Raw genomic sequence first — 22,223 nt, forward strand, 5'->3', positions numbered from 1 at the left:
GGGTGTGAGGGTGTGAGGGTGTGAGGGTGTGAGGGTGTGAGGGTGTGAGGGTGTGAGGGTGTGAGGGTGTGAGGGTGTGAGGGTGTGAGGGTGTGAGGGTGTGAGGGTGTGAGGGTGTGAGGGTGTGAGGGTGTGAGGGCGAGCGGGTTGCGGTCGATCCGAACCGCGCAAAGAGGCAAGGCAGCAGCGTCGAACGGGGGACAGATCCACAGACGCGACGAGGGGCGCCTCCATCGGCGCCCCTCGTCGTCCGGCCCAGGTTGTCCGCGGCTTCAGTTCAGCCGGGATGCCCGGTGTGTCCCTGCGCGGGCGCGGGGTGATGGCCATGGCCGGCCGCCGGCGCGGGCGCGGAGTGGTGATTGCCGTGGCCGGCCGCCGGGGCGGGCGCGGCATGGTGGTTCCCGTGGCCCGCCGCCGGAGCCGCGTCATGATGCTCCTCGGCGTGCTCCTGCGGCGGTACGGGCCGCAGAACCGCCAGCCTCTCCATCTGCGCCGGCGTAAGCGCCGCGCGCGCCTGGCCCTCCCAGCGCGCGTTGATCAGCGCCATCTCGGCGTGGTGCTGCTCTTCCTGGGCCGGGGTGGGCGTGGAGGCGTGCATGGGCCCGCAGTGGATGCGGTGCGCCTCGCGCAGCGAATCACGCGCGACGGTGATGGCGGCGGACTGGTCGGGCGAAAGCTGCAGCTCCTGCGCGACCTCCAGCGCCTTGAAGGGGCTGGGCGCGGGGGCGGCCTGCTGCGCGGCGGCGGCCGCGGGAAGGGCGAGCACGGCGGCGAGCGCCGCGCCGATGAGCTTGTTCATCTGCACCTCTGTGGGAGGATCGGGGGAATCAGGGAAAACCGCGTTCCCGCGGCGCGGGGAAGATCCATCGCCCGCAATGGTACCGCACGGCGGCCATTCCTTCAAGCCTTGCCGCGTTCCGGGAGGCATGGGCGAGGATGCGCGGCGCCCGCCCGCGTCCCCATCCACCCCCGCCCACTTTCGCATCCATCCGCCCACTTGGTGACAGGCGTGCTACTGGAACGCGGCGCACCCCCGTTCCTTGTACGCACTTAGCGCGTTCGCTATCTTTTCCCGATTGTCCCATACCGGGTCCGCGCGCGTTCGCCGCGGGCACGGCCGTTCGTCCCCACGCCCATTCCATGGCAACTCCAGCCAAGCTGAAAGACCAGGCCCGCGCGGCGGAAAACCGCGGCCAGTGGACCGAGGCCGTCGTCCTCTACCGGCAGCTCCTGGAAGATTCCTCGGGCGAGGAGGTGGACATCGCCCTGTGGAACCGCGTGGGCGACCTGCACCTGCGCATCGGCGAGACGGAGCGCGCGGTCGAGGCGTACGAGCGCGCCGTGGCCTCGTACGCCGAGAGCGGGCTGTTCAACAACGCCATCGCCCTGTGCCGCAAGATCCTGCGGCTGGTGCCGGGGCGCGGGGCCGTGTACCTCAAGCTAGGGCAGATCAGTGCCGCCGCGGGCTTTCTGGCCGACGCGCGCCAGAACTTTCTGGAATACGCGCAGCGGATGAAGCGCGCCGGCAACCTGGACGCCAGCTTTGATGCGCTCAAGGAGTTCGCCGACCTTTCCCCGGAAGACACCGAGGTCCGCAAGCTGCTGGCCGACCAGCTGCTGGCCAACGGCCGCAAGGACCAGGCGATCGAGCAGATGCGTGTGCTGATGGGCGCGCACCTGCAGCAGGGCGACGCCGCCGCCGCCGAGGCCGTCCGCGAGCAGATCCGCGCCGTGGCCCCCGACGCCGACGACACGCCGCTCATGCGCAGCCGCAGCGCCGCCGGAGGCGACGACTTCAGCGCCGCGCTGCACGACGGCGACTTCCCCTCCGGCGCCGGCGTTTCCGGAGTCGCCGGCCTGGAAACCACCGCGCTGGACGACGGCGGCATTGCCCCCCTTGCCGGGCTGGAATCCACCTCCCTGGTGGACGAGCCGCCCGCCCCGCCCCGCTCCACGCCCTCCGCCGCCGCCGACCTGGGGCTGGAACCCACCAACCTGGGCGAGGTGGATGAGGACGAGGATTCGGCGGAAGCCGCCGGCGACCTCCCCATGCTCTTCGGTGACGAGGCGGAAGCGGCGGAGGATGACGACGGAGCCCTGCGATTCGGCGACGACCTGCCGCTGCTGGATGCGGACGACGACGGCGACCTGGGCGGCGACCTGCCCCTGCTGATCGACGACGACGATTCGGCCGGCGGCGACCTGCCGCTGATCGGCTTCGACGAGGAGCCGGTGCAGCGGGAGGGCGCGGCGGGACGGCGCCGCGGGCCGGAGCCGGTGTTCGAGGCGCGGCAGGACAACCTGGACCAGCTGCGCGCCCACATGGCCGCCGTCCCCGAGGACGAGGCGTCGCGCGAGGAGCTGGTGCGCGAGCTTCGCTCCCGCGGGCTGGGGCACGAGGTGCCCGACGTGCTGGAAGCCGCGCACCGCGCCCTCGCCGCGCGTGGGATGTACTTCGAGGCCGTGGCGCCCATGACCGCGCTCATCGGCCTGCGCCCGGACGACGGGATGCTGCTGCAAAAGCGGGTGGAGTACGCCTTCCGCAGCGGCCGGGCCGAGGCGCAGGTGGAAGCGTACCTGGACCTGGGCCGCCACCTGGCGCGCCACGGGCAGGAGGAAAAGGCCGCCGCCGTCTTCAAGCGCGTGCTGGAGCTGGACCCGCACAACGTGGAGGGCCGCGCCGCCGCCGCGCAGGTCGCGCCCTTCCTGCGCGCCCCCGCGCCCCCCGCCGCCGCGCCCGCGCCTCCGCCACCCGCCCCCGCCGCCCCCGCGACGCCCCCGCCCCCCGCGGGCGACTACGTGGACCTGGGCGCGCTGATCATGGACGACGAGCGCGGTGAGGGCGAGCCCAGCACGCGCTTTGTGGTGGAGGAAAAAGAGCCCAGCGGCGACGAGGACCGGGACTTCGCCGAGATGCTTACCCACTTTCGCCAGAAGGTGGCCGAGAACATCGACGTGGAGGACAGCGCCAGCCACTACGACCTGGGCGTGGCCTTCATGGAGATGGGGTTGGTGGACGAGGCCATCGCCGAGTTCCAGGTGGCGCTGCGCGGCGGCGCCAATCCGCTGGCGACGCTGGAGCTGCTGGGCCAGTGCTTCGTCGACAAGGGCCAGTATGCCGTCGCGGGCCGCGTGCTGGACCGCGCCCTCAAGCTTCCCGGCGTGGCGGACGGCGACGTGATCGGCGTCCTCTACCTGCTGGGCCGCGTGGAAGAGGGGACGGAGCGGCCGGAGAGCGCGCTGGAGCTGTACGAGCGCGTCGTCTCCGTCGACATCCGCTTCCGCGACACCGCGCAGCGCATCGACCGTATTCGAGCACCGAGGAGGTGAGGAGGTGAGGGGGTGAACGGGTGAACGGGTGAACGGGTGACGGGGGCGTGCAGAGGTGAGGGAGGTGCGGGTGCCGCAGAAAGTCAGAGTGCATGGTGATCTGGAGGTGTATCGGAGGGCGTTCGACGCAGCGATGGAGATCTTTGCCGCGAGCGAGACGTTCCCGAAACACGAGGTGTACGCGTTGACGGACCAGATCCGCCGCTCTTCACGGTCCGTATGCGCGAATCTGGCGGAGGCGTGGCGCAAGCGCCGCTACCGGGCTGCGTTCATCAGCAAGCTTTCGGACGCGGAAGCCGAGGCGGCGGAAACCCAGGTGTGGATCCAGTTCGCGGTACGCTGCGCATATCTGGATCGGGACGTTGGGCGAGCCCTTTACCGCGCCTACGACGGCATCCTCGCCACGCTCGTCGGGATGGTCACCCACCCCGACGCCTGGACGGCCCGCCGTTAGCCGCCCCGTTCACCCGTTCACCCGTTCACCCGTTCACCCGTTCACCCGTTCACCCGTTCACCCGTTCACTGGCTGATCGCTTTGACATCCGCCCGTGGCCGCCGTAAAATGGCCGCGCACCGATCCACAGCCGGCACCTGAGCCCAGCGCATGAGCGTCCGCACCGCCGTTCCCCATCTCGCCGACATCCAGGCCCCCATCCGGGAGCGCCTGGACGCCGTCGTGGACGAGATCCGGCGCATCGTGGTCTCCGACTTTGCGCCGGTGGAGACGGTGAACGAGTACCTGATGAAGATCCGGGGCAAGCTGTTCCGCCCCGGCCTGGTCCTGCTCTGCGACGAGCTTGAGGGGCGCCCCAGCCCGCAGGCGGAGACGCTGGCCGCCATCGTGGAGCTGGTGCACCTGGCCACGCTGGTGCACGACGACGCGGTGGACCACTCGGTGCTGCGCCGGGGGATGCCCACGGTCAACGCGCTGTGGAGCCACCAGGTCGCCATCATCATGGGCGACTACCTGTACACGCGGTCGCTGATGGAGATTACCCGGCTGGGCCGCATCGAGCCCATCCAGGTGCTGGCGAACGCCGCCAACGACATGACCGTCGGCGAGATGCGGCAGTTGTCGTCGCACGACGCGCTGGACTTTTCGCACGATGACTACTACCGGCTGATCGACGCCAAGACCGCGTCGCTGATGGCGGCGGCGTGCGAGCTGGGCGCCATTACCGGCGCGCCGCGCTTCCGGGCGCAGCTCAAGACCTTTGGACGCGAGCTGGGGCTGGCGTTCCAGATCGCCGACGACCTGCTGGACTACACGGCCGACAGCGCCGTCACCGGCAAGCCGACGGGGCTGGACCTGCGCGAGCACAAGGTCACCCTGCCGCTGATCGCCGTGCTTCCCAACCTTTCCCGCGCCGAGCGGGCGAAGGTGAACGCCCTCTTTGCCGATCCGGAGCCGGACGACGAGTCCATCGCCGGGGTGGTGGAGGTGGTGCGCGGGCGCGGCGGGCTGGAGTACGCGCGCGAAGCCGCGATGGCGTGCGCCGGGCGGGCCGCCGAGGCGCTGGAAGGCCTGCCGGAGGGCCCCGCGCTGGACGCGCTGCGCGACGGCATTGTATACGCGGTAGAGCGGCAGCGCTGAACTTTGCGGACGGGCGGCACTCGTCTTGCCTGCGGGCTGGGCGAACGCAGCACGACCACCAGATGAACGGGTTGGGGAGGTGAGATGAGCGTAGGCGGACGCCGGCGCGTGGGCCGGATGCTGGTGGTGGTGCTGGTCGGGCTGCTGCTTGGAGCGCTGCTGTCGGAGCTGGCCATGCGGTTCATGCCCGACAGCACGGCGCGGACCTTCTTCACCACGTCGGTCGCGGCGGCCTTTGGGCCATTGGTGATCGACCTGGTGGCGGTGGGCTTTACCCTTGGCCCGCTGGTGCTGCGGCTGGACTTCCTGAGCGTCCTTGGCGTTCTCGTGGTCGCCCTTGCCGTGCGCACCTGGCTGTAACGGCCGCACCGGATCCACCCATCCAACGAGCCCTCTTCCACCCGCGCGTGGAAGAGGGCTTCGTCGTGCCTTCCATCCACAGCAAAAGAGGATGGAGTACAGAGGAGCAGAGGTTTCAAAGAGAGAAACAGAGGAAAGACCGCCATACGGTTCACCCTTCCTCTGCATCTCTCCCCACCTCTCTGTTCCTCTGTACCAAACCATCTGTTGAGATGTGTGGGACATGCGAGAAGCCCCGCCTCCCTCGAAAGGGAAGCGGGGCTTCAGCGTCGGACGGAGCGGAAGCGATCAGCTCGCGCGGGCGGCCTGGGCGGCCAGCTTGGCGCGGTTGTCCTTGATCTCGGCGTCCTGGCGCACGTTGGTGATCCACTGGCGCAGCAGGTCCTGCTGCATGGCCTGCATTCCCTGCTGGCGAAGCGAGGCCTTTTCGCGCTCGAACGTGGCGCGGTCGGCGGCCGTGCGCGCCACGGGGCGCACCAGGAACACCCCCGCCGGCGTCACCGCCACCGGGCCCACCTGGCCGATCGGCGTGCCGAACGCGGCGCCCACCGCCGCGTTGGCCTGGCCCAGCGTGGGGTTGGACTCCACGCGGGTGAACGGGCCGGCGCGCTGCACCGTCAGGCCGCGCGCCTGCGCCACCTGCTCCAGCGTGCGCCCGGCGCGAACCTCGCCCAGCATCTTCTCCGCCTCGGCGCGGCCCGCCTCGCGGCGCTTGTCGTACACCAGCTGCTGGCGGATGGAGGGCGTGGCCTCGGCCAGCGGCGTGTCGCCGGCCGGATGGTAGTTCTCCAGTTCCACCAGATACAGGGCGTCCGCCGTCTCCAGCACCTCGCTCACGCGGATCGGGTCGTCGCCCGCGGCGCGGTTGGCGCTTTCTTCCTGCGCCCAGTTGAGCGCGGCGATGGCCGGGCCCACGCCCGGGATCATCGGGTTGTCGGCGCTGACCTCGATGCCCTCGCGGAAGGTGACGTTGGGCTGCCCCGCGGCCGCCGCCTTGAGGCCGCGCGTGAGCCCCGCCTCGGCGATGGCGTCGAGCTGCGTCTCCAGCCGGTCCACGTCGGCCACGTTCTTTTCGAAGTTGAGCAGGATGTGGCGCGCCTTGACCGTCTCACCCGTGCGCTCGTCCACGCGCAGCAGGTGCACGCCAAACTGGGTGATCACGGGGTCCGACACCTGGCCCACCGGCAGCGCGAACGCCGCCGAGTCGAACGCCGGCACCATCTGCCCGCGCGTAAAGGCGCCCAGGTCGCCGCCCTGGTCCTTGTTGCTCTCGTCGTCGCTGTTGGCCGCGGCCACCTCGGCAAAGTCGGCCCCGCCCGCGATCTCGGCCTTGAGGGCCCGCGCGCGCTGCACCGTGGCCTGGCGGTCGGCCTCGGTGATGGTGAGCGGGATGTACGCCACCTTCACCCGCGCGCCCTCGGAGCGGCGGAAGCGGTCGCGGTTGGCCTCGTAGTAGCGGCGCACCTCGGCGTCCGTCACCGCGGGGTCCTTGGGGACGAGCTTGGTCAGGTCCAGCTGGACGAAGTCGGCCGTGGCCGTTTCGGTGCGGTCCTGGTAGGCGCGCCACAGCTCGGTGTCGCTCAGGTAGCGGCCGGCCGTGAGCTGGCGGGTCAGCTTTTCCTGCGGCAGCTGCGCGCGGTAGTACTGCTCCAGCTGCGTGAACATCTCGGCCGACATCGTGGGGCCCGCCAGGAACTCGCGGTACTTGTTGATGTCGAACCGGCCGTTGGTCAGGAAGATCTCCTGCTGGGCAAACGACGGGTGCGGAAGGTTGCGCGCGGCCCACAGCACCTCGCGGTCGCTCACCCCGATGCCGCGGCGCTCCAGCTCCTGGCGCATCAGCGTCTCCTGCACCAGCTGCTCCCACGCCTCGTCCTGCAGGCGGCGGGCGGTCTCGTCGGTGACCTCGCCCTGCTGCTGGGCCTGCTGGTACAGCGCGTTGTAGCGCTCGTTGTACGCCAGGGCCGTGATCGGATCGCCGTTCACGCTCCCCACGTTCCGGGACCCGGCGGCCAGGCCGCCGCCCAGCGCGTCCATGCCGATCTCCAGCACCATCCACCCCAGAAAGAACAGCATCAGGAGGGGAACGATGACTTTGCCGGCCGTGGACCGGATCATCTGCATCATCATGGGAAAACGAACTCCACGTGGATCGGAGCGCGCGGCAGGCGCTCCGGCTGAGGGGTTGCCGGGTTGTGAAACCGCTGCGGATAGCAGGAAAGTGAAGCCGCCAAAGATATTTAGACGGCACCCGGCACGCAACCCGGGCCGGCGGCCGGCGCGTTGTTGACACCGGTTGCGCGCGAGATTTATGTTGCACCCCCTGTCGCCCCAGCCTTGCCCCGGCCTTTCCCGCGCACTTTTCACGCGTCCATGGCAGACCTTTCTCCCGAGCTTACGGCCCGCATCCAGTCGCTGGAAGCCAGCTACGCCGGCAATCGGGAGCGCTACTACGTGGCGCTGGCCGGTGCGTGGCGCGAGGCGGGTGAGCCCGGCCGGGCCGAAGAGATCCTGCGCGAGAACATCCGCCAGCACCGGGGAGGGCTGAGCCCCCACGTGCTGCTGGGCCGCTGCCTGGCCGACCGGGGGGCGTACCAGGAAGCCGCCAACGAGCTGCGCTACGTTCTTTCCATCGACGCGCAGAACCTGATCGCCCTGCGCACGCTGGCCGAGATGGCGGCCGCCGGGGGAAATCGCGCCGAGGCGGAAAAGTGGTACAACGACCTGCTGGCGGTCGATCCCATGAACACCGAGGCCCGGGTGGCGCTGCAGGAGCTGGCGCGCGGCGGCGCCGACGCGGCCGTGGCCGACCAGCCCGTGCAGGTGGGCAGCGGCTGGGGCGGCGCCTCCGAGCCCCTGCCCTCCGCCGGCGGCGCGGACGCGGACGGCTCCGACGAGTTCGGGATGATCGACCTGTCCGCGCCGGACGCCTCCGCCGCGGACGCGTCCGGCGTGGCGGCCCAGGACGACGCGGGCGAGTGGGGCGACCTTCCCTTCGACATCCCCGCCGCATCCGACGTTCCCCAGGCCGCCACGCCCGGCCCGTCGGGCGACTTCGACGCGTTCGGCTTCGGCAGCGTGGACCTGGATGCGGAGCCGGCTCCGGCCGCGGCGACGGACCGGGCCGATGAAACCGACCAGACGGGGGCCGTGGACGCCTGGCTGGACGCCGACGCGCGGCAGGACCTGGGCGAGAGCGCGGCCGAGGACCGGGGCGCGCTGGCGCCGCTGGATTCGGAGGACGACCTGCTGTACGCACCCACCGCCGGCACGGACCTCCCCTTCCTGGACCTGGGCGACGACGCGGACGACACCGTCCCCGCCCCGCTGCCGCTGCTGGACGCGCAGCCCGGCGGCTTTCCCGGCTTCGACGCGCCCGCGCACGACGACGGCTTCTCCGCCTTCTCGGCCCCGGCCGGCGGCCCGCCGCCCCTTCCCGCGTTCGACGCGGACGGGGATGACCTGGACCACGGCGACCATCCCGTGGACGCCGAGGTGGTGACGGAAACCATGGCGGAGCTGTACGCGGCCCAGGGCCTGCTGCAGCAGTCTGCCGACACCTATCGCGAGCTGATCCGCCAGCGGGGCGAGGAGCCGGGGCTGGTGCGGCGGCTGGCGGAAATCGAGGCGCGCCTGCACCCCGCCGCCGCCGAGGCCGCCACGCCGGACGAGGAAGAGGCGCCGGACTGGCTGGCTTCGGTCGATGCGTTCGCCATGGGCGGCGCCGCGGCCGGCCTGGCCGCCGTGGCCATGAGCCTTGATCCGGATCCGGACGAAACCGCGGCCGAGCCGGAGCCGCCGGCGTTTGAGCCCGTGGACGAGCCCGCGTACTCCGACGCCGCCAACGTCGCCGACTTCGTCCCCCAGGAAGCCGCGTCCGCGGACGACGTTTCGACCGAGCCCGCTTTCTCCGAGGCCGCGCCGTTCGGCGACCTCTCGCCCGAGCCCGCGTACGCCGGAGCCGGGACTTCGTACGACGACGCGCCCGCCGCCGGCTTCGTCCCCCCGCCGCCGCTGGAGGCGAGCGCGGGTTCGGACGATCCGTTCGCGGATTCGTTCGCGGGCGGGTTCGATGGCCTCGAGGCGCCGGCTCCGGAGCCGGCCTACGCCGCGGCGCCGCTGGTTTCGGGTGATGAGGATCGCGAGCGGTGGGAACCGCCGACCGTCAGCGAGACCGACGCCGTCGGGTTCGACCTGATCGTGGTGGAAGAAGGCGGCGACGAGGTTGCCGCGCCGCCCGAGGTGGTCGCCGACGTCAGTGCCGACTGGGCGATCGCCGCCGCGCCGCTGGACGACGACGAAGAAGCCGCCGAGGAAGAGCGCACGGCCTACGCCGCCGCGACTGCCTCCACCGCGCGGGCCTCGTCCATGCGGGCGTACTTCTCCTCGCTGCTCGCGTGGACCCCCGGCCAGGCAGCCGCGTCCGCCGTCGCGCAGCAGGAGCCCGTCGCCGGTGCACCCGCCTTCGACGCCGCGCCCGCCGCCGCCGAAGCCTGGACGGAGCCGCCGTCGATCGACGCCGCGCCGTCCGCGGGGCCCGACGCGGAGCCGTGGGCCGACGCCACGCCGCCCGCCGCCGCCGAAGCATGGACGGAGTCGCCCTCGTCCGACGCCACGCCGCCCACCGAACCCACCGTGGCCGACGAGCCGTGGGCCGGATCGGACTCGTTCGATGCGGCGCCCACCGCGGCCCCCGTTGCCGCGGACGAGCCGTGGGCGGAGGCGCCCGCCGCGCCGACGTACGACGACGCGCCCGCCGCGGACGTGGTGCCGGCGGAGCCGACGATCGCCGAGGACAAGCCCTGGGCCGCCGCGCCGGACGCCCCGCCGCGGGACGCCGCGGGCGACATCCCCCTCTTCGACCTGGACGCGGAGCCGTGGGCTGAGGCGCCGCGTGCGTCGGAGCCTCCCAGCATCGACGCGTTCGAGCTGTCGGACGAGGTCGCGGGCCCCGCCGCCGCGGAGCCGGAGGAAGCGCTGCCGTGGGAGCTGCCGGCGGAGCCGTCCGCCGCGTCGGCGTCGGCGTCGGCGGATACGGACGCGGGCGGCTTCTCGTTCGAGGACTTCTTCTCCGGCGGCGGCGCGCCCGAGCCGGCGGAGACCGCCGCCGCCCCGGAGCCCGAGCCCGCGCGGGAGCCGGAGCCGGAGATGCCGTCGTCCTTCATCCCCAGCCTGGCCTTTGAGCCGGTGGCGCCGGCCGCGCCGGTTACGCCGCCCCCAGCCGCACCGGCGGCCCCGGCCGCGAGCGCGCCGGCGGGCGGACAGGACGAGGACGACGAGGACCTGGAGAGCTTTCAGGCCTGGCTGCAGAGCCTGAAGCGGTGAACATCGAGGTCATCCACGGGCCCAACCTGAACCTGCTGGGCAGGCGGGAGCCCGAGATCTACGGCCGCGCCACACTGGCCGAGATCGACCAGGAGATGGAGCGGCTGGGGCGTGAGCTGGGGGTGCGGGTGCGATCCTTCCAGAGCAACCACGAGGGTGGCCTGGTGGACCACGTGCAGGGCTGCGCGGCCGACGCCGACGGCTTTGTCGTCAACGCGGCCGCGTACACGCACACCAGCATCGCGCTGGCCGATGCGCTGGCGGGAGTGGCGCGTCCGTACGTGGAGGTGCATCTTAGCAACGTTTTTTCCCGGGAGCGCTTTCGGCACCGGTCGTACCTGGCGGCCGGCGCCGTGGGCGTCATCTCGGGATTCGGCGTGGACAGCTACCGGTTGGGGCTGCGCGCGCTGGTGGAGCACTTGAAAGCAGTACGAAAGTACGAGAGTACGTGAGTACGGGATCGGCGCCAGCGGGCGCCGTACCGTCGTTTCGTACTTTCGTACTCCGTACTCTCGTACTTTCGACTACAAGGAGATTTTCAGTGGCATCGACGGCCGACTTCCGGAACGGAATGACCATCAACCTCGATGGCACCCTGTTCACCATCCTCTGGTTTCAGCACCACAAGCCCGGCAAGGGCAACACGGTGGTGCGCAGCAAGCTGCGCAACGTGCTCACCGGCGCCGTGCTGGAAAAGACGTTCCGCGCGGGCGAGCGCATCGACGAGGTGCGGCTGGAGCACCGGCCCATGACGTACAGCTACACCGACGGCCACTTCTACCACTTCATGGACGCGCAGTCCTACGAGGACATCCCGCTGGCCGGCGCCGTGATCGGCGACGACCAGCTGAAGTACCTCAAGGAGGGGATGGAGGTGGACGGGCTGGTGCACGGGGAGAACGTGATCTCCGTGGAGCTTCCCTTCTTCGTCATCCTGACCATCACGCAGACGGACCCGGGCGTGCGCGGCGACACCGCCACCGGCGGCACCAAGCCCGCCACGCTGGAAACCGGCGCCGTGATCCAGGTGCCGCTGTTCCTGAACGAAGGCGACGTGGTCCGTGTGGACCGCCGAGAGGACAAGTACATGGAACGCGCGAAATGATCGACCTGGACTTCATCCGCGGGCTCATCGAGGCGGTGGACGACAGCGGGATCGACTCGCTGGAGATCGCCCGGGGCGGCACCAAGATCCGCATCAACAAGACGCCCCCGCCCGCGCCCGTCGCCGCCGCTGCGGCCGTACCGGCCCTGGCCCCCGCCGCCGCGCCCGCGCCTGCCGCGGCACCGGCGGCCGCCGCGCCCGCCGCCGGTGGCGAGGCCGCCGCGCCGGCGGCTCCCACCAGCAAGCTGGTGGACATCAAGTCCCCCATGGTGGGCACCTTCTACCGCGCGCCGGCCCCCGAGGCGCCGGCGTACGTGGAGCTGGGCAACCGCATCACCCGCGGGCAGACGCTGTGCATCCTGGAGGCGATGAAGCTGATGAACGAGCTTCCCTCCGAGATCACCGGCGTGGTGCGCGAGGTGTGCGTGGAGAACGGCGAGCCCGTGGAGTTCGGGCAGGTCCTCTTCCGCGTCGACCCGGGTGAGTGAGACCGTCGGGAGCGCACCCCCCGCAGGCCAGGGGGTGCGTCCGGAGTTCAACCTGCGTGACGCGCTGCAGGAGATGGTGCGCGCCGGCGCCAGCGACCTTCACCTCAAGGTGGGGCGTCCGCCGGTGCTGCGCATCAACGGCGAGCTCAGCGACACCCGGCTGGGCGTGCTGCGGCCGGAGGACCTCAAGCGCTGCGCCGAGCAGACGCTGAGCCCCCGGCAGCGCGAGGAGTTCGCCGAGCGCAAGGAGATCGACTTCGCCATCGGCGTGCAGGGGCTGGGGCGGTTCCGCGCCAACATCTTTCAGCAGCGCGGCACCTACGGAATGGCGTTCCGCGCCATCCCCTTCGAGGTGCCGGCGCTGGAGTCGCTCGACCTGCCGCCGGTGATGGAGCAGGTCGCCCTGTCGCCGCGCGGGCTGGTGCTGGTGACGGGGGTCACGGGGTCGGGCAAGTCGACGACGCTGGCCGCCATCGTGCGCCACCTGAACGAGCGGCGCGCGGTGAACATCGTGTCGGTGGAAGACCCGATCGAGTTCCTGCACCGCGACGCCAGGGCCATCGTCAGCCAGCGCGAGGTGGGAAGCGACACGCACTCGTTTCACGACGCGCTGCGGCACGTGCTGCGGCAGGACCCCGACGTCATCATGCTGGGCGAGATTCGCGACCGGCCGTCGATGGAGACGGTGCTCAAGGCCGCGGACACGGGGCACCTGGTGCTCAGCACGCTGCACACGACGGACGCCGCCCAGACCATCGGGCGCATCATCAGCTTTTTTCCGCCCCACCAGCACCAGGAGATCCGGGGAATGCTGGCCAACGCGCTGCGCGCGGTGATCAGCCTTCGCCTGATCCCCCGCGCCGACCGCCCGGGACGCATCCCCGCGGCCGAGGTGCTGGTGAACACCGCCGCCATCGCGCAGCTCATCCGCACGGGCGACGAATCGCAGAGCATCCCCGACCTGATCGCCGAAGGACAGGTGCAGTACGGGATGCAGACGTTCGACCAGTCGCTGCTGGAATTGTACCGGCGCGGCTGGATCAGCTACGAGTGGGCGGTCCACTACGCCAGCAACCCCTCCGAGTTCGCCCTGCGCGTGTCCGGCGTGCAGCCCGGCGAGCAGGAGATGGACTGGACGCCCCGGCGCGCCGACTGAACCGACAGGAAAAGCATTGTTCCGTAAAGTCTTGATCGCCAACCGGGGCGAGATCGCCCTGCGGGTGATTCGCGCCTGCCGCGAGCTGGGGCTGCGCACCGTGGCCGTCTACAGCGAGGCCGACCGCGAAAGCCTGCACGTGCGCTTCGCCGACGAGGACGTGTGCATCGGCCCGCCCTCCGCGCGCGAAAGCTACCTCAACATCCCGCGCATCATCGCCGCGGCCGAGATCACCGGCGCCGACGCCATCCACCCCGGCTACGGCTTTCTGGCGGAGAACGCGGAGTTCTCGGAGATCTGCGAGGCCAGCGAGATCACCTTCATCGGCCCCACGCCGCAGCAGATCCGGCAGATGGGCGACAAGGCCACCGCGCGGCGTACCATGCGCGAGGTGGGCGTCCCCATCGTCCCCGGCACCGACGCCATCGCCGACCCCGACGAGGCGCTGGCCGCCGCGCGCGAGATCGGCTTTCCCGTGCTGATCAAGGCGGCGGCGGGCGGCGGCGGCAAGGGGATGCGCGTGGCCAACACCGAGGACGAGTTTGTCACCGCCTTCGGGATGGCGCGCAGCGAGGCGGGCGCGGCGTTCGGCGACGACAGCGTGTACGTGGAAAAGTACCTGGCCCGGCCGCGCCACATCGAGTTCCAGATCCTGGGCGACACGCACGGCCGGGTCATCCACCTGGGCGAGCGCGACTGCAGCATCCAGCGCCGCCACCAGAAGCTGCTGGAAGAGGCGCCCTCCCCCGCCCTGTCGCCGGAGCTGCGCGCGGCCATGGGCGAGGCGGCGGTGCGCGGGGCCAAGGCCATCGACTACGTGGGCGCGGGGACCATCGAGATGCTGCTGAACGAGGACAACTCGTTCTACTTCATGGAGATGAACACCCGCATCCAGGTGGAGCACCCGGTCACGGAAATGACCACCGGCTTCGACCTGGTCAAGGAGCAGATCCGCGCCGCGGCGGGGCTTCCGCTCTCGCTGCCCGAGGTGGAGATCCAGCTGCGCGGCCACGCCATCGAGTGCCGCATCAACGCCGAAGATCCCTCTCGCAACTTCGCCCCCTCGCCGGGGACGATCACCACCTTTCACCTTCCCGGCGGCCCGGGTGTGCGGGTAGACACGCACGCGTACGCGGGCTACAAGGTGCCGCAGTACTACGACTCGCTGCTGGGCAAGCTGATCGTGCACGCGTCCACGCGCGACGAGGCGATCGCGCGGATGAAGCGGGCGCTGCTGGAAACGGTGATCGAGGGCGTGCACACCACCATCCCGTTCCTGCTGCAGGTGATGGACAACCCCGAGTTCATCGCGGGCCAGGTGGATACCAAGTCGCTGGAGCGGTGGATGTCGTCGGAGCGTGCCTGAGATGAAGCTGGACGTGCTACTTACCCCCGCCGAGCTGGTGCCGTCGGAGATCGCGGGGCGGACGGTGGTGGTCCTGGACGTGCTGCGCGCGTCCACCTCCATCGTCGAGGCGCTGGCCGCCGGGGCGCGGACGCTGTACCCGGTGGCCACCATCGAGGAGGCGATCGGGCTGGCCAAGACGCTGGGCCGCGACGAGGTGCTGCTGGCCGGCGAGCGCAAGGCGCTGCCCATCGAGGGCTTTGACCTGGGCAATTCGCCGGGCGAGTTCACCGCCGAGCGCGTGGGCGGAAAGACGGTGGTGATGTCGACGACCAACGGCACCCTCGCCATCCATGCCGCGGCGGGCGGAAGCCGGGTGCTCGTGGGTGCGTGGACCAACTTTCAGGCCGTGGTGGACGAGCTGGTGCGCACGGACGGCGAGCCCGTCTTTCTGTGCGCCGGCCGCGACCGCGCGTTCGGGCTGGAGGACGCCGTGTGCGCGGGGCAGATGGCGGCGGCGGTGATGAAGGGGCTGCCCGAGGTGGAGTGGGAGATGAACGACGGGGCCGTGGCCGCGCTGGCGCTGGCCGAGGAGTTCGCCGACCCCGCGAAGCTGTTTCCCCACACGGCGGCCGGCCGCGCGATCGTGGAAGCCGGCCTGGGCGACGACCTGGCCTTTTGCGCGCAGACGGACCTGCGCGACGTGCTCCCCGTTCTCGACGGCCGCCAGATCGTGCTGGCGACGGTGGAGGCGGCGGAGTCGTAAGCCGACGCAATCGCATCACGCGATCGAGACGAGGCCGGACGGACCTACGGGATCCGTCCGGCCTTTCGTTTGTCGTACACGGCGGCGAACGGGGTGGGCAGCCGAAGGCGGGCAACCGGGGCGGCGAGCCGACGGTGGGCAGCCGACGGTGGGCAGCCGGGGCGGGGAGCCGACGGTGGGCAGCCGACGGTGGGCAGCCGACGGTGGGCAGCCGGGGCGGCTAAAGCCGCGGCTGGAAAGGCCATAAGCCCCGCCCAAAGCTCGCGGAGCTCGCCAGGCGGGGCTTCACCAGCTCGTGCGGGCGGAGGCCTGCGCGGCGGGCAGCCAATGTGTGACGACAGGCACAGCCACGGCGAAGACGCACCGCAGACATGTGCGACGTTTATACCCTCTCCCGCTTGCGGGAGAGGGTGCGAGCCTAAGCGAGCGGGTGAGGGCCCCCGCGGCCGCAGCGCGATCCATCGATAACTCACACTCCCGCACTCCCGCACTCCCGCACTCTCCACAACCCGGCAGTTGGCCGAAAGGCGTGTCCACGCTATCTTGTTGCTTCAGACGTTCCTTCCCGAAGAATCCCTCGGCACTGCTCTACCTGGAGCCGAATGCTTTCCCTGGACGACAAGCAGCGCCGCGAGCTATGGGGCCTGGGCCTGTTCGCCCTCGCCCTGCTGCTCGCGCTGAGCCTGGTGCCCCTGTCCGCGTTTGGCGAGGGGGCTGCGCGCATCTTCGCTTCGCGGAACATCGTGGGTGTGGCGGGGGCGGCGCTCAGCGGCGCGCTCACCGGCTTCATGGGCGTGGCCGCGGTGGCGCTGCCGGTGCTGGCGGCGCTGTGGGGCGCCTTTGCCTTCCGCAGGCTGGACGGGGGAACGGCCGTGCGCTGGTCCATCCTCCTGGCCGGCCTGATCGTCCTGGTCCCCTCCGCCATCTCGGTTCTGGGCGGAACGGCGGGTGAGCCTACCCGGGTCACGGGTTGGCTGGGCGCGGCGGTGGCGGTGCTGCTGGTGTCCGCCCTGAGCGCGGTGGGCGGCGCGGTGGTCATCTTTTTTCTCTTCGCCGCGCTCTGTGTGGCGACGGTGGGGTGGAACCCGCTGCGCAGCGCCTTCCACGGCGGGCGCTTCGCCATGACGCAGGCGCGGCAGGCGGCGGTGGCGCTCCCCCGCCCCACCATCGCCCTTCCCAGCCCGCTCAAGCTGCTCCCCAAGCGCGCCCTCCCCGGCGAGCCGCTGCCGGTGACGCCTTCGGACGACGGGATCGAGGACGCGGAGTACGAGTTCGAGGACGAGAGCTACTGGAGCGCGGAAGACGACGAGCCCGCCATCGATCCCGACGCCACCCAGCTGGACCCCATCGTCCCCCTGTCCACACCCGCGCCGGCCGGCCCGGTGGCCCCGGTCGCCAAAACGGCGGCGGACGCGAAGAAGCCGGGGCAGAAGGCCGCCGCCGCGCGCGGCACCCGGGCAGAGCAGGTGGAGCTGCTGCCCGAAGACAGCGGCGACCCCTTCTCCACCGACCTGCCCACGACCGGCCTGCTCGTCGCGCCGCCGCCGCGCGACGAGGCGCGCAACCGGCATGAGCTGGACAAGCTGGGACAGGTGCTGATCGACAAGCTGGCGACCTTCAAGATCGAAGGAACCATCGTCGGGATGACGTCGGGGCCCGTGGTCACGCAGTTCGAGATCAGCCCGGCGCCGGGGGTGAAGGTGGCCCGCATCGCCAACCTGGAGGCGGACCTGGCGCTGGCCCTGCGCGCGCCGTCGGTGCGCATCGTGGCGCCCATCCCCGGCAAGGGCGCGGTGGGCGTGGAGGTGCCCAACCCGGTGCCGGAGATGGTCTACTTTCGCGAGACCATCGAGTCCCCCGCCTTTCGCGGCACTACGGCCGCGCTGCCGCTGGCACTGGGCAAGGACATCGCGGGCCGGTCCAACGTGGCCGACCTGGCCAAGATGCCGCACCTGCTGATCGCGGGCGCCACGGGTTCGGGCAAGTCGGTGTGCGTGAACACCATCATCACCTCCCTCATCTTCCGCCACACGCCGCGCACGCTGCGGTTCCTGATGGTGGACCCCAAGATGGTGGAGCTGTCGATGTACAACGACCTCCCCCACCTGCGGCACCCCGTCGTCACCGACAACAACGATGCCGCGGCGGTCCTCAAGTGGGCGGTGCTGGAGATGGAGCGCCGCTACGCGCTGCTGAGCGTGAACGGCGTGCGCAACCTGCAGGACTTCAACAAGCGGCTGGAGCAGGGCGTGGTGATGCGCGCCAGCGAGGCCGAGGGCGAGGAGGGCGATCCCGACCGCTGGCTGTACCGCGGCGGCGAGCTGCCGTACATCGTCGTGATCATCGACGAGCTGGCGGACCTGATGATGACGGTGCAGGGCGACGTGGAAAAGCCGCTCGCGCTGCTGGCGCAAAAGGCGCGAGCCATCGGCATTCACCTGATCCTGGCCACGCAGCGCCCGTCGGTGAACGTGATCACGGGCCTGATCAAGGCCAACTTCCCCAGCCGCATCGCCTTCCGCGTGTCGTCCAAGGTCGACTCACGCACGATCCTGGACCAGAACGGAGCCGATGCGCTGCTGGGCAACGGCGACATGCTGATGCTGCCTCCGGCCAGCAGCGAGCCCGTGCGCATTCAGGGCGCGTATCTGTCGACGGAAGAAACCGAGGCGATGATGGACTGGTATCGCGAGCAGGCCCGCCTGCGCCGCGAAGAAGCTCTTGAGCGCGGGCTTGACCCGGCCGCCAGCACCGAGGCCAACATCCTGGACGAGGTGCGCGCGCAGGAAGACACGGGCGAGCTGGAGGCCGACGAAGAGCCCGGTGAGCGCGACAAGCTGTTCCGGCAGGCCGCGGAGCTGTGCATCCAGCACCAGGGCGGATCGACCAGCCTGCTGCAGCGTCGCATGCGCATCGGCTACGGCCGCGCGGCGCGGGTGATGGACCAGCTGGAAAAGGCCGGCATCCTGGGCCCTCCCGACGGCTCCAAGCCCCGCGACGTCCTCATCGACTTCACCCAGCTGGACTCGATCTGCGGGGAGGCTTAAGACGATGTAGAACTGAGGGGTTGGGATAGAAAACACGCGTTAGTTCCCGAAGCATATGCAAATCATTTAGGGCTAGGATAATCAAGGGAGCGGGCATTGGCGGATCCAGACACTCCAGCTGACAACATGCCGGTGGCGAGCGGCGGCCAAAGAGCTGGCATCGCGCAAGCCCGCTCCACGCCTGCAAATGGCGGAAGTCTCGCACCCGCAACCGGACGTCAAGCGTTTCGGGATGTTCGCCGGCAACTCTCAGATGATGACCTCCAGAGCCCAGGCGTGCAAAAGCTCATCTTAGACGAACTTGAACGTGCAGAAGCAGAGTGCGACTCGCTACGAGGATACATAGAACGATACCATGAGGCAGAGCGGCGGGCCGCAGTTTTGGACGAGCGCTTGAAACCCACTCGAGCCGTTGATGTGTTCTTTGGTGCTGGAGTTGGTTTAGGAGGCGCGATTTTGGGCCTTGCTCCTTTTTTCTGGACGAATAGGTTGCAAGGCGTTGTTTGTCTGATGTTGGGGTTGCTCATGATCCTGAGCTCTGTCGTGGGACGGGTGGTGAAAGGATGAAGCTGCAGATTATCCGGATAGCTGATCGCGGGATCGCGAATCGGGAGCGCCTGCACCTGAGAGCTCTCGCTGATACTGATCTGAGCTTCCATATCGTGTTTGACACCACATATGCCTCACCATATGCCATCTCGAATTTACAAAGGCACTGTTATTGGTTCCCTCCGCATCCTGTCCAGACGGGAGATAACATTGTTCTGTTCACCGGAAATGGCACTCAGCTCTCACGAGTGAACCAAGCGGGCGGTCGAGATCATTTCTTCTACTGGGGGCTTTCGAATACCGTCTGGAATAACACCGGAGACTGCGCGGTTCTTTTCGAAGTTGATACGTGGGATACGTCTCCCTACGAATAAACCGTCAGGATCCTGCAAATCCGCGAAGGAAACGTCCGCGACGCCACGCGCGAGTTCCCCGAGCACCTGCGCTGGCGCATCGGCGTGCTGGAGACGGACAGCGCCGCCGCCACCCCGGCGTGCCGCGCGCACCTCCGCCGCGTCATCGAACACCTGCGCCGTTCCGGCGCCTGAGCATCCGCCGCACACCCCCCGCCGCTCTGCCGACGACGATGGCCCAGAACTACGACGCCCTCCCGACCCGGCTAGCCGCGTACGCTCAGCAGCACCCGCGCATGTACCGCGCGCGGGCCGTGGCGCTGACGATGCTGGGACCCGGCATCGTGGCGCTACTCGCGGCCGCCGTGCTGATCAACCTGGTCCCGATCCTCCGCCCTGGTGTGAGCATCTGGGCGTGGGTGCTTACGGCGGTGCTGGGGCCCATCCTGCTGGAGGCGCTGTCCCTCTCCGTTCCCGCGCCTCGCGGAATGGTGCTGGCGCGCACGGAGGCGCCTGCGCTGTGGGCGGAGATCGAGCGCATCCGCGGGGCCGTGGGCGCCCCCGCTCCACATCAGGTGCTGATCGGCGAGGAGGGGCGCATCTCGGTGCAGCAGGTGCCGCGGCTGGGCGTGCTGGGCTTCTACCGCACGTACCTCATCATCGGCCTGCCGCTGGCCGCGGCGCTCACGGCCGGCGAGTTCAGCGCCGTGCTGGCGCGCGAGCTCGGGCTGGCGTCGGGCAGGGGCGGCCGGGCCGGCCTGTGGGCCTGGCGCGCCCGCGAGGCGTGGACGTGGGTGCTGGAGGGGCTGCGGGACGAGCGGGAGCCCACCCTGCGCGTGTTCCGCGCGTTCGTTCGCTGGTACGCGCCGTTCCTGGACGCCCGGACCGCGGTCCTGCGGCGCGAGCACGAGTTCGAGGCCGACCGGCGTGCCGCGCGCGTGGCCGGGCCCGGCGCCCTGGCCGCCGCCCTGTGCCGGCTGGGCGTGGTGGAGCGCTTCCTGGCGCAGGTGTTCTGGCCAGGCGTCATGCGCCGGACGACAGAAGCGCCAACTCCGGCGCCCGCGGACGTGTTCCGCCGGATCCTGGACGGGGCGCCCGGCGCCGGCGCGCACCCCTTGGCGTCCGCGTGGCTCGCGGACGGCGTGGGCCACGCCACCCAGGCCGGGAACCCCCACCCATCGCTGGCCGACCGGCTGGTGGCACTGGATGTCACGCCGGCGCTTCCCCCGGCGTCCGCGCACCCCGTCGCCGCGGACGTGTTCCTGGGCGGGCACGCGGCGCGGCTGGCGGACCGGCTGGGCCGCAAGTGGGCCGAGACCCACCAGTACAACTGGCGCAAGGAGCAGGACGAGCACCTGCGGACGACGCAGCGGCTTGCGGAGCTGGAGTCGCGCGCGGCCGGCGAGCCCCTTCCGGGGCCTGAGGCGCGCGAGCGGATCCGGCTGACGGAGCGGCTGCACGGCGGCGGCGTCGCAGTGCCGCTGATTCGCGGCTTTCTGGACGCCGCCGACGACGCGGAGATGCGCCTGTTGCTGGGCAAGCTGCTGCTGGACGCGGGCGATGAAGCCGGGCTGGCGCACCTGAAGCGGGCGATGTCGCTGGACGGTTTCAACACCACCGCCGAAGCCTGCGCGGCGGCCGCGCGGTTCCTGCACGCCCGCGGCCGCACCGCCGACGCCGAGGTCTTCGAGCGCCGGGCCGCTGCGCACGAGACGGAGATGGCGCGGGCCGCGATCGAGCGCGCGGCGCGGAACGTCCGCCCCGACGACCGATTTCTGCCGCACGAACTGGGCGACGCGGAGTTGCAGGCCGTCATCAGGCACCTTTCCACCGTCCCCGGGCTCAAGCGCGCCCTCCTCGTGCGCAAGAAGGTGTCGGTGTTCCCCGACTGGCCGTGCTTTGTGCTGGTGGTGGTGCCGGTGTGGCTGGAGGGAAACGGAAAGTCGCCGCTCCGGCTGGCGCCGCGCGTGGAGCCAGGGCTGGAGATGACCGGCACCGTGTGCATCCTCGAGGCCCGGGATGACGATCGGGGGATGAACATGTCGGTGGGCAGCGTGCCCGGAGCCGAGATCTTTCGCCGCAACGCGCCCGTCCCCCCCGGCGCCCGCTGACGTGGGCGGCGTTCGGCCGGCGGCGAGCCCCCGCTACCACCCGCCGCGCGGCCGGAACGCCACGGGTCGCGCGGTCGTTGCGGCGAACGCGCCCCGGGGTGGCGGGCACCTTCAGGCAAGGCGGAGGGAATGCAGGCTGGCGAGATCCTGGAGGCGTGCGTCTACGCGGACGACCTGGACGCGGCGGAGCAGTTCTACACGGGCGTGCTGGGGATGGAGGTGATCACGCGCGTGGAGGGCCGCCACGTGTTCTTTCGCTGTGGCGGGCGCGTGTTCCTGGTCTTCAACCCGGAGCGCACGCGCGAGGGCGGCGCCATCCCCGGCCACGGCGCGGACGGGCCGGGCCACGTCTGCTTCGCCATGCGCGCGGACGAGGCGGATACGTGGCGCGCGCACCTGCAGGCGCACGGCGTGGGGATCGAAAGCGACTACAGCTGGCCCGGCGGCGGCCGATCACTCTACTTCCGCGACCCCGCCGGCAACTGGGCACCCCCGCCATCTGGCGCATCCCCGAAGCGGAGGTGTTCGGGGAGCTAAGTGGGGGCGCGCGCGGGATGAGCGGCGACCGTGGATGAGCGGGTAAACCCGCTGCTGGGAAAGCGACAAGCCCCGTCCCGGCGCCGCTGACGCGTCGCCGAACGGGGCTTCAACCGCTCGCGTGAACCGTTCCCGGACTCCGTAGCCGAGTTCGTCG

The 22,223-nt window shown here is 70.6% G+C and carries 17 protein-coding genes; 14 read left to right on the forward strand and 3 right to left on the reverse strand.

Annotation, left to right across the window (positions count from 1 at the left end; genetic code table 11):
• Positions 1–277 precede the first annotated feature (277 nt).
• A complete protein-coding gene (locus tag ACOJUJ_RS20755; protein ID WP_420128822.1) occupies positions 278–799 on the reverse strand; it encodes a hypothetical protein in 522 nt (173 codons plus the stop codon).
• A 341-nt stretch (positions 800–1,140) separates the two neighbouring features.
• Between ACOJUJ_RS20755 and ACOJUJ_RS20760 the strand changes: the two genes are divergently transcribed.
• The 4 genes from ACOJUJ_RS20760 to ACOJUJ_RS20775 all read left to right on the forward strand — a co-directional run bounded on the left by ACOJUJ_RS20760 (position 1,141) and on the right by ACOJUJ_RS20775 (position 5,284).
• Positions 1,141–3,330, forward strand: coding sequence for a tetratricopeptide repeat protein (locus tag ACOJUJ_RS20760; protein WP_420128823.1), 2,190 nt, complete (start codon positions 1,141–1,143; stop codon positions 3,328–3,330).
• A gap of 64 nt (positions 3,331–3,394) precedes the next feature.
• Entirely contained in the window at positions 3,395–3,784 is a 390-nt protein-coding gene (locus tag ACOJUJ_RS20765; RefSeq protein ID WP_420128824.1) for a four helix bundle protein, read from the forward strand.
• A 150-nt stretch (positions 3,785–3,934) separates the two neighbouring features.
• The gene (locus ACOJUJ_RS20770) at positions 3,935–4,924 is read left to right on the forward strand and encodes a polyprenyl synthetase family protein (protein ID WP_420128825.1); all 990 of its coding nucleotides are present in this window, start codon (positions 3,935–3,937) and stop codon (positions 4,922–4,924) included.
• An 84-nt stretch (positions 4,925–5,008) separates the two neighbouring features.
• Positions 5,009–5,284: a hypothetical protein gene (locus ACOJUJ_RS20775; RefSeq protein ID WP_420128826.1), complete on the forward strand. Its 276-nt coding sequence runs from the start codon at positions 5,009–5,011 to the stop codon at positions 5,282–5,284.
• A gap of 288 nt (positions 5,285–5,572) precedes the next feature.
• Here ACOJUJ_RS20775 and ACOJUJ_RS20780 read toward each other — a convergent pair whose 3' ends face one another.
• On the reverse strand, positions 5,573–7,402 hold the full coding sequence (locus ACOJUJ_RS20780; protein ID WP_420128827.1) for a peptidyl-prolyl cis-trans isomerase: 1,830 nt from the start codon (positions 7,400–7,402) through the stop codon (positions 5,573–5,575).
• Between the two features lie 255 nt (positions 7,403–7,657).
• Here ACOJUJ_RS20780 and ACOJUJ_RS20785 point away from each other — a divergent pair, with 255 nt between their 5' ends.
• The 8 genes from ACOJUJ_RS20785 to ACOJUJ_RS20820 all read left to right on the forward strand — a co-directional run bounded on the left by ACOJUJ_RS20785 (position 7,658) and on the right by ACOJUJ_RS20820 (position 18,516).
• Positions 7,658–10,609, forward strand: coding sequence for a tetratricopeptide repeat protein (locus ACOJUJ_RS20785; protein WP_420128828.1), 2,952 nt, complete (start codon positions 7,658–7,660; stop codon positions 10,607–10,609).
• Positions 10,606–11,061 (forward strand): type II 3-dehydroquinate dehydratase, encoded by a 456-nt coding sequence (aroQ, locus tag ACOJUJ_RS20790; RefSeq protein WP_420128829.1) that lies wholly within the window; start codon positions 10,606–10,608, stop codon positions 11,059–11,061. Before ACOJUJ_RS20785 ends, aroQ begins: the two co-directional genes overlap by 4 nt.
• Before the next feature lie 89 nt (positions 11,062–11,150).
• Complete coding sequence (gene efp, locus ACOJUJ_RS20795; protein ID WP_420128830.1) at positions 11,151–11,714, forward strand: elongation factor P; 564 nt, start codon at positions 11,151–11,153, stop codon at positions 11,712–11,714.
• Positions 11,714–12,202 carry an acetyl-CoA carboxylase biotin carboxyl carrier protein gene (accB, locus tag ACOJUJ_RS20800; RefSeq protein WP_420128864.1) on the forward strand — a complete coding sequence of 163 codons (489 nt, stop codon included), beginning with the start codon at positions 11,714–11,716 and terminating at the stop codon, positions 12,200–12,202. Before efp ends, accB begins: the two co-directional genes overlap by 1 nt.
• 34 nt (positions 12,203–12,236) lie before the next feature.
• Complete coding sequence (locus tag ACOJUJ_RS20805) at positions 12,237–13,358, forward strand: type IV pilus twitching motility protein PilT (protein ID WP_420128831.1); 1,122 nt, start codon at positions 12,237–12,239, stop codon at positions 13,356–13,358.
• 16 nt (positions 13,359–13,374) lie between these two features.
• Positions 13,375–14,724 carry an acetyl-CoA carboxylase biotin carboxylase subunit gene (gene accC / locus ACOJUJ_RS20810; RefSeq protein WP_420128832.1) on the forward strand — a complete coding sequence of 450 codons (1,350 nt, stop codon included), beginning with the start codon at positions 13,375–13,377 and terminating at the stop codon, positions 14,722–14,724.
• Position 14,725: 1 nt separating this feature from the next.
• Positions 14,726–15,469, forward strand: coding sequence for a 2-phosphosulfolactate phosphatase (locus tag ACOJUJ_RS20815; RefSeq protein WP_420128833.1), 744 nt, complete (start codon positions 14,726–14,728; stop codon positions 15,467–15,469).
• A gap of 602 nt (positions 15,470–16,071) precedes the next feature.
• On the forward strand, positions 16,072–18,516 hold the full coding sequence (locus ACOJUJ_RS20820; RefSeq protein WP_420128834.1) for a DNA translocase FtsK 4TM domain-containing protein: 2,445 nt from the start codon (positions 16,072–16,074) through the stop codon (positions 18,514–18,516).
• 791 nt (positions 18,517–19,307) lie between these two features.
• Here the strand turns inward: ACOJUJ_RS20820 and ACOJUJ_RS20825 are convergent.
• A complete protein-coding gene (locus tag ACOJUJ_RS20825; protein ID WP_420128835.1) occupies positions 19,308–19,592 on the reverse strand; it encodes a hypothetical protein in 285 nt (94 codons plus the stop codon).
• A gap of 59 nt (positions 19,593–19,651) precedes the next feature.
• On the opposite strand from ACOJUJ_RS20825, the gene ACOJUJ_RS20830 reads away from it, so the two are divergent.
• Both ACOJUJ_RS20830 and ACOJUJ_RS20835 read left to right on the forward strand, forming a co-directional pair.
• Positions 19,652–21,529, forward strand: coding sequence for a hypothetical protein (locus ACOJUJ_RS20830; RefSeq protein WP_420128836.1), 1,878 nt, complete (start codon positions 19,652–19,654; stop codon positions 21,527–21,529).
• 129 nt (positions 21,530–21,658) lie between these two features.
• Positions 21,659–22,066 (forward strand): VOC family protein, encoded by a 408-nt coding sequence (locus ACOJUJ_RS20835; protein WP_420128837.1) that lies wholly within the window; start codon positions 21,659–21,661, stop codon positions 22,064–22,066.
• The last annotated feature ends 157 nt before the right edge of the window (positions 22,067–22,223 follow it).

Source organism: Longimicrobium sp. (genome assembly GCF_048594345.1).
GTDB lineage: Bacteria > Gemmatimonadota > Gemmatimonadetes > Longimicrobiales > Longimicrobiaceae > Longimicrobium.

Bases quoted from the DNA above. Each gene is read 5' to 3' on its own strand.
- ACOJUJ_RS20775 (WP_420128826.1), top strand. From the start codon at position 5,009: ATGAGCGTAGGCGGACGCCGGCGCGTGGGCCGGATGCTGGTGGTGGTG.
- ACOJUJ_RS20835 (WP_420128837.1), top strand. From the start codon at position 21,659: ATGCAGGCTGGCGAGATCCTGGAGGCGTGCGTCTACGCGGACGACCTG.
- ACOJUJ_RS20830 (WP_420128836.1), top strand. From the start codon at position 19,652: ATGGCCCAGAACTACGACGCCCTCCCGACCCGGCTAGCCGCGTACGCT.
- ACOJUJ_RS20770 (WP_420128825.1), top strand. From the start codon at position 3,935: ATGAGCGTCCGCACCGCCGTTCCCCATCTCGCCGACATCCAGGCCCCC.
- ACOJUJ_RS20820 (WP_420128834.1), top strand. From the start codon at position 16,072: ATGCTTTCCCTGGACGACAAGCAGCGCCGCGAGCTATGGGGCCTGGGC.
- ACOJUJ_RS20755 (WP_420128822.1), bottom strand. From the start codon at position 799: ATGAACAAGCTCATCGGCGCGGCGCTCGCCGCCGTGCTCGCCCTTCCC.
- ACOJUJ_RS20760 (WP_420128823.1), top strand. From the start codon at position 1,141: ATGGCAACTCCAGCCAAGCTGAAAGACCAGGCCCGCGCGGCGGAAAAC.
- ACOJUJ_RS20815 (WP_420128833.1), top strand. From the start codon at position 14,726: ATGAAGCTGGACGTGCTACTTACCCCCGCCGAGCTGGTGCCGTCGGAG.
- ACOJUJ_RS20785 (WP_420128828.1), top strand. From the start codon at position 7,658: ATGGCAGACCTTTCTCCCGAGCTTACGGCCCGCATCCAGTCGCTGGAA.
- ACOJUJ_RS20780 (WP_420128827.1), bottom strand. From the start codon at position 7,402: ATGATCCGGTCCACGGCCGGCAAAGTCATCGTTCCCCTCCTGATGCTG.